Below are 7,307 nucleotides of genomic sequence, written 5' to 3'. Positions count from 1 at the left end.
TTCGCTTTCCAGACGTACTTTCGGCCAAATTCAGGCCAGCCTTCCGCAATACCTGACGTCCATGCGCATACTGCCTTAAATCTCCTGTGCCAGCTAAAATGGCCGCGGTGAAGATCTTCCCGAGACCTTTTATGGTGCGAAGCTGCTGTGCCATTGGAATCTCAGAAAGCAGGGCTTCGATGTCCTTTTCAATCTGTTCAAGCATGGTGGTAACTCGTTCATATTCTTCAATGAGCCGTTTTAAATCAGCCTTAGCTTCTTCTACAGCGGTTCGATCTCCGACACTGCGTTTAGCATGAGCGATGAGCTGTGCAGCCTTCTCAATCCCCGTAGAACCCCCTGCGCGCTGCATATGGGTTCTCCAAGCATTCATTACATCCGGTACTGCATACGTCTCTAAATCCCGTGGGCAAGGGAATGTCTTGAGGGTCGCCAATGACCGCTTACAGGTTCAGTCTTTGAATACGGATGGATATTCAGGAAAACGGATGTCCAGCCAGCGCACAATCCGATTTTGCAGGCGAACACTGTTCGCGACCCAGAATTCTCGATCACTCATTATGGTCCGTAAGCGTTGAAACACAAGCGATTGACGCGTGTACTCATAGTAGAAGCCCCGACTTACTGAATCTGCGATGACAAGTGCATCTTTGGGGTCGTTCTTTGATGGACTATTATCTCGATTTTCTTTATTACGCTTCGTCGTAGCAGGGTTAACCATGACCACGTGTAATCCCTTATCAGATAACCAGTTAGCCAGATTAAACCAGTAATGACCGGTTGGCTCCATGCCGATGATGAGCCTCTTTAATCGATGTTTCTGCTGTAATTCGGTTATCCAGCGGCTTAATTTTTCAAAACCTTCGATAGAATTCGAAAACGAGAGATGCCGTTTTGAAATGACGATTCCTCGGAAATTTGTGGACTGTGCCACGTGAGTTTCTTTGGCCATGTCAATTCCTACGACGAGATGCGAGGTGGTAATTTGTTCAATCCGTTGATTTTGTGCGTCTGATTGCTTAAACTTCATAGTAAGAGCGCCTCCTTGATGTGTTGTAGACAAACCCATCATACCGAGGCGCTCCTTTTTTGACAAAGGCTATTTCTTAGCCTTAACAGGAATGTTTAGCTCAATGAGACGCTGCCGTACAACAGCATTTTATTATTGAACCACTAGCTATTTATAGCCTTCTCCGCGAGATATACCTCATCCTTTTTGACATAGATGTTGTATTGGCTGTTATCATTTCTGTTGGAACCTACTGTTTCCATGTCATGACTTGTAATTCGGCTACGATAGGAAATGCCATGACTTTTTAATTTATTTACCGCATCATAATATTTCGATTGATTGAATGCAGTAAACACTAGACGCCTATGGGGTCTAAGCTTTTTTTATACAACACAATTGATCATGTGCTGCATTATTAGCGTGAGGAAATATGCTTATTTTACGGGCATTCCTGGCTTAACGTACGAAATTCGCGTTTTGTTGGTGGGACCCTTCTAAAGAAAAAAGTGTAGAGAAACATCCTAGTTTCTCTACACTCTAAAATCCCTTCCTCTACTAATGCTGGAACAGAAGACACTTGCTTGATTTGTCATTCCGGGTCCTTCTTAGTTTATTATTCCTCTTCAGATAAATTGGTTTCCTTAGATTTCTCACAAGGACAGGGGGAATTCGTTGCGGAAGAAGACCGGTCCCTAGTCCTTAAGGCCCCTTCGTTAAAAACATATGAAGGCAAGACTCCATTTGGTCTATTACGTAATTCCTTAATTTTTTGAATATAATCTATTAGTTTTTGCTGCTGTGGTTGATTTTCTTGACTCACTTAAAATCCTCCTCTCGTTTCATTTACGACTGAATGAAGAACGCATCGGGATTGTTTCCGTTCGTACCATTTCGATTATCGCTCCAGCCGTGTAATAATGTCGTTCCCGGACCGGCGATGATTTGATTATAGTCACCCATATAACAACCAGCGAGTGCCGAATCAAAGTTAGGATTGGTATCCGGTACTAAGGAGTCCGCAGTACTTAACCTGGTTTCCGGACTTATTGTATCCGTTAGACGGTCATAGCTTCGCTTGAATAAGGCAAACGTTCCGTTACCGACTCCACCTACATTGTCGGGGTCCAAGAAGCGGTTGTATTGGATATGGGCACCGAGTGCGTTGGCTGCTACGGAAGGGAAAAATTCATGTGTCGTTGTAGTGGTGATCGTTCTCACCGTCCAGTTCACGCCGCCGTTTGTACTAAAAGCGAGCCTGATGCTATAGTTGCCAGGCGAATCAAAGCTGTTCCAGACTACGTATAAGGTATTATCTGGACCAACTGCGGCGTGAGGGAACTCATTCATCCGAATAGCCTTAGCTGCGCTCACCACAATTGCCCTTCGATTACAACTAATTGTGTTTATAGCGATAACAGGGGAAATAGCGCCTCCCGTGGAAACGGGGTTTAAGAAGGTTTGGCCCCCATCCGTTGATTTAACCACACTAATCGAAAGTCCATCGCCAAACTGCTCATAGAAAATATACAAGTTTCCTGAGTTGTCGGAAACTGGAAAAGATCCCTGGATATTAAGAACGGGAGTACTACCGATAGTGACGTCTTTACTTGCAATGAGGGGCTGTGGATCGCAACCAGTAGTCCACTTGGCGAAACGAAGTCTTGTAGCTGCAAACAGGGCAGAAGGAAATTCTGTCCACGTAACATATAAGGATTGTTGACCGGGTCTGCTGGGGTCTAACCCGACTGTGATCCATTCTTTGTCCTGGAAGGATTCAGGGTCACCGGGTGAACCCTCACCGGCTACAAAAGGATTGCGGATTTCTAATAACCTGGTCAGTAGATTCACGGATGCTGTGGAGATTTGAATAAATGAATGCGGTGGATCAGGCGTGAAATCTATGCCAAGATGTGCATAGTAAAATACCCCTTGCGAGTCTACCGCGATGACCGGGTCACCAAAGTTCCCAACGTTGGGATTTTGAGGCATAGAACCGCAGTCACTCCAGGTACTGCCTCCGTCACTGGAGAAAGCAAAACCGGAAAAATTGTCTGTGATAGCTTGGTTAGAGTCATTAAATCCGAACAGAATAAAGGGGCCGAAGGCAGCCAAGCTCGTTTCACTCTGAGTAATATTGTTATCTGGTGCTGCCGTATCTTGTGCCGGATTGTTTACCTGCCTCTCTCCTGGCGAACCCAATCCTATATTACCATTTCCACAGGTGATAACTGCAGGCGGACAAAGGGGGGGTACCGGGATAATCACGGTTTCTTCCGTGTCCGTATTATTGGCTAAATTGGGATCGAACTCATTACCGGAAACGTTAGCCGTGTTGGTGGTGGTACCGGCCGCCGTCGGGGTCACCACAATCTCAACTGTAGCACTGGCCCCGTTGGCTAAAGTACCTAGGCTGCATGTTACGACACCGCCTGTTTCCGTACAGCTCCCCTGGCTGGGATTGGCTGAAATGAAGGTCACTCCGGCCGGCAGTGTATCGATCAACGTAACCCCTGTTGCGGTGGAAGGACCATTATTGGGAACCACCACGTTATAGGTCAAGGGGGATCCTACGAATACCGGATCGGGGGTATCGGTTTTGGTAACGGCTAAATCCGCGACCGGATTGACCGTGGTGGTTCCCGTATCTGTATTGTTGGCTAGATCGGGATCGAACTCATTACCGGAAACGCTAGCCGTGTTGGTGGTGGTGACGGCCGCCGTCGGGGTCACTACAATCTCAACTGTAGCACTGGCCCCGTTGGCTAAAGTACCAAGGCTGCATGTTACGACACCGCCTGTTTCCGTACAGCTTCCCTGGCTGGGAGTGGCTGAAATGAATGTCACTCCGGCCGGCAGTGTATCGATCAACGTAACCTCTGTTGCGGTGGAAGGACCATTATTGGGAACCACCACGTTATAGGTCAAGGGGGATCCTACGATTACCGGATCGGGGGTATCGGTTTTGGTAACGGCTAAATCCGCGACCGGATTGACCGTGGTGGTTTCCGTATCTGTATTGTTGGCTAGATCGGGATCGAACTCATTACCGGAAACGGTTGCGGTGCTGGTAATGGTACCGGCCGCCGTCGGGGTCACCACAATCTCAACTGTAGCACTGGCCCCATTAGCTAAAGTGCCGAGGCTGCATGTTACGATACCCCCTGTTTCCGTACAGCTTCCCTGGCTGGGGGTGGCTGAAATGAATGTAACACCAGTTGGCAGTGTGTAGGTTAACGTGACCCCTGTTGCAGTAGAAGGACCATTATTATTGACGGTAACGGTATAGGTCAGGGGAGAAAATATTAATACTGGATCTTGATTCTCGTTTGTTACTGAAAGATCAGCAGAACGCCTAATTCGAACTCCCAAATTTTCACCTCTTTATCTTTTACTAAGCCTCTCGGAATTCATAATTCCGCATCGGCTCTGGCCTTACAGCCAGGGCCTTTTATTGTTTCACCTCCAAAAGCGAGGTGCGAACAAACTTTCCTCTTGAGTTTTTAAAGACACCAAAAAAAACGGCGAGAAGGTATTTTTATTTATCCCTTAGAGAATTGGGTGATTTGCTTTTCGTTCTTTTTGTCCTCCCTTTACTGCAAGATTGTTTATTCATATTCCACACATGCGGAAAGGCAAGGGCTGAATCCCATACTTCTATATATTTTCTTTTGTAAAACCGGCCCATGATTTTGCAAATTCAAATGGCCGGGTGAGTACTCTGCTGTACATTTGCGGATCGTCCTTCAGATAGGACAGTATCGTATGTTGGTGACGGCTGTTGATTTCAAGAAGCCAGACTTTTAGATTCGGGTCTACCGTGACGTCGATCCCCACATCGCCGAAAGGTCCATATTTATGGTCAATCAGTTGACAGGCTGTCGTGCAGATCGAGATGATTTCCTCTTCTTTTTGGACCGCCTCTTCATCTTTGAATTGAAAGACCGTTCGCAGAGCATCCCTGCCCAAACTGATCGAGCTTACATCGTTCGTATAGAATCTTCCGTCTTCGCCGTAACGCGCGATCACCCCCGAGCAGGCCCACTGTTGGTTGCCGTCTTTTTGCATGATGACCCTGAAATCAACGTTTTTATTTTGATGCATCAAAGCAACGGACTGTTGGATCAAATACTTTCTGCCCTTTCGCATGCGACTGAGAAATGCCCATGCTTTGATTTCGTTATTTATGAATGTCATCCTGTTGTTCCGGTCGATAAAAAGATAGCCGCCCAGCGTCTTTTCCAGTTTCATGATCCCTTGTCCCATCGAACCTTCGTTCGGCTTCAGATAGACCGATCCGTACAAGGCCAGCATTTTTTTTAAGGATTGTAGGTTATCCAATAATTTGGTATGCGGCAAATGGTCGCGAATAAGAGGATTCGAGCGAGATAACTCCCATAATTCCCACTTGTTAAAAAAGTACGGATTGAAAATTTTTCTATCCGTATGCACGCTCAAATCGTCATAGAGCCTGCTTTTGTTGACCCATATTCTCTTGTAGATCACACCGGGGTAGGGGAAAATTCCTTTGGTCCATGGAGCTTTTTCCCCATCGGACTGCGGGTTGTAATAGTATCCTTCAACGGTTTTATTCCTGGGATTGATCCCATTTACGGAACAGAGATAAATAAGCCCCTTAATCTCTTGATAATTCGCAAAGTACTTCCGATATTCGTTCAATAATCCGGGGGTGAGCTCCTTTATGGAAATCAAAAGCGCGATTACAGGTCCGAGATGAAGATCTTTTCCAACGGTATACATTTCATAGGGCAGCGTATCGGGGATCGTAACCTCATTTTTCAAATGAACGGACAATCCGATGGAATCCGGCGGTTGATGATCGCTAATTCCTACGTGCACCTTTTTTTTCCATGCGCCGAAATGAAGCACTACCGAAGGAGGGATAACAACCTGCCGGGGAAGCAGGATTTGATTGGGCTTCAGCCCAGGAATCCATTTGATATACAGCCGATTCACCCTCTTTGTGGATGATAATTTAATAACATGACCAATATATATGGATGCTTGCCCAATAAATTATATATTATTACAAAATTGGACATATCGAGGTGGAAAAGTCAAATATCTTGGCATAAGAAATGACTAGGTATGCGTTTTGGTTGCCCGTGACCGTCAGAGAAGGTAACTTTCTCTGGTGTTCTTGGACGTGGGCGAATTCAGACTGATAAATTGGATGAAGTTATCGGTCGTAACTTAACAGACTCAACGGGAAACAATCGTTAAATCAAGTGAATAAACTTTAGGTTTCGTCTGTGAACAACGTTTTTGGCTTTCCTCAAACGATACGCCTCCTTTACTAGCACAATAACACAGAGTATTTTTCTACAGTTGTTTTTGCTTGTACTTTTGACGGGGGTCAAATGCCTGAATGTATGATATGCTCATGATTTATTTATAAAATTTTCATTTAATACCATTATATAAATCGATATATTTGAAACGAAATCCAAAACACCGGTTTAAAGAGAGCCATGCTAAGAACGGATTCGATTCCTGTTATATCTACACGAATGGCCGAACAAATCTTAGTTAAAATCGGTACGGAGTTAAGAACAACTACATCCCCAGACGAAGGTATTAATTAGACAACGGATTATTACCGCGCGTTCAATCACATCGGGCTCCATATCGGGAGAAGAAATTGCAAATCTTATGATTCGAGATCGTCTATGTTCCATGAATATTTTATGGCCTTCGGTTATCACGCTATTCTGCCAAACACTTTAACAACTGTCGCCTTCTCAAACTTTCAAACGTGTCAGAAAGCATACTTTTCGACACAGATAAAATAGGCTTGTTTTTTTGTGCCAAAACATCATAGATTTAATTTTGGCATGTGCCACGGTGATAAATGATGTTTTGGCATGAAATAGGAGGATACTTATAGATGGGTTTCCGTGAAAGACAACGAAGAAAAATCTCTCCCTCAACCATAGCAATACATGAATTGTTGAAATTTCTTCTTTGATGCCGAAAAGCCTATAGAGGAGTGATCCTATATGCGTCGCGATCAAGTTGCAAAAATATTAAACCGTGGCATCGATACCTTCGCGGAACGTGTTAGTGATCAATTCCGCGACTTATCCACTAAAATCATAAACGATACCTACACCGGTACTATAAATATTTGGTACTTTTTGGATGACAATATTTAATCACATGACTTATGCAGTTCGCTGAATTAATTGGGAATTGTGAGAATCTATGCTTGAATAAACGGGCCACCAGGTCATGAGCAGACTCTTTGGCCAGTAGGCGGAAATAAGACTTGCAAAAC

General features: G+C 44.9%; 5 protein-coding genes and 1 pseudogene. 1 reads left to right on the top strand and 5 read right to left on the bottom strand.

Annotated elements, in window-relative coordinates; all coding sequences use genetic code 11:
• From RCO25_RS33990 to RCO25_RS33970, 5 genes are all read right to left on the bottom strand, one after another.
• Window positions 1–352: transposase (locus RCO25_RS33990; protein WP_309000469.1), on the bottom strand; the 352-nt coding region annotated here is incomplete at its 3' end.
• 99 nt (window positions 353–451) lie between these two features.
• On the bottom strand, window positions 452–1,030 hold the full coding sequence (locus tag RCO25_RS33985) for an IS110 family transposase (protein WP_309000468.1): 579 nt from the start codon (window positions 1,028–1,030) through the stop codon (window positions 452–454).
• Window positions 1,031–1,625: 595 nt separating this feature from the next.
• Window positions 1,626–1,832, bottom strand: a complete 207-nt coding sequence (locus RCO25_RS33980; protein WP_309000467.1) for a hypothetical protein — start codon at window positions 1,830–1,832, stop codon at window positions 1,626–1,628.
• Between the two features lie 23 nt (window positions 1,833–1,855).
• The gene (locus RCO25_RS33975; protein WP_309000466.1) at window positions 1,856–4,381 is read right to left on the bottom strand and encodes a DUF11 domain-containing protein; all 2,526 of its coding nucleotides are present in this window, start codon (window positions 4,379–4,381) and stop codon (window positions 1,856–1,858) included.
• Between the two features lie 285 nt (window positions 4,382–4,666).
• Window positions 4,667–5,986, bottom strand: a complete 1,320-nt coding sequence (locus tag RCO25_RS33970; protein WP_309000465.1) for a YheC/YheD family endospore coat-associated protein — start codon at window positions 5,984–5,986, stop codon at window positions 4,667–4,669.
• Window positions 5,987–6,074: 88 nt separating this feature from the next.
• Between RCO25_RS33970 and RCO25_RS33965 the strand changes: the two are divergent.
• A pseudogene (locus RCO25_RS33965) lies at window positions 6,075–6,244 on the top strand (IS1595 family transposase); the annotation flags it as partial.
• Between the last annotated feature and the right edge of the window lie 1,063 nt (window positions 6,245–7,307).

The organism is Paenibacillus sp. LHD-38, assembly GCF_031157315.1.
Taxonomy (GTDB): domain Bacteria; phylum Bacillota; class Bacilli; order Paenibacillales; family Paenibacillaceae; genus Pristimantibacillus.
The sequence above is the reverse complement of the archived record's forward strand: the minus strand, read 5'-3'. Positions and strand labels throughout refer to the sequence as shown.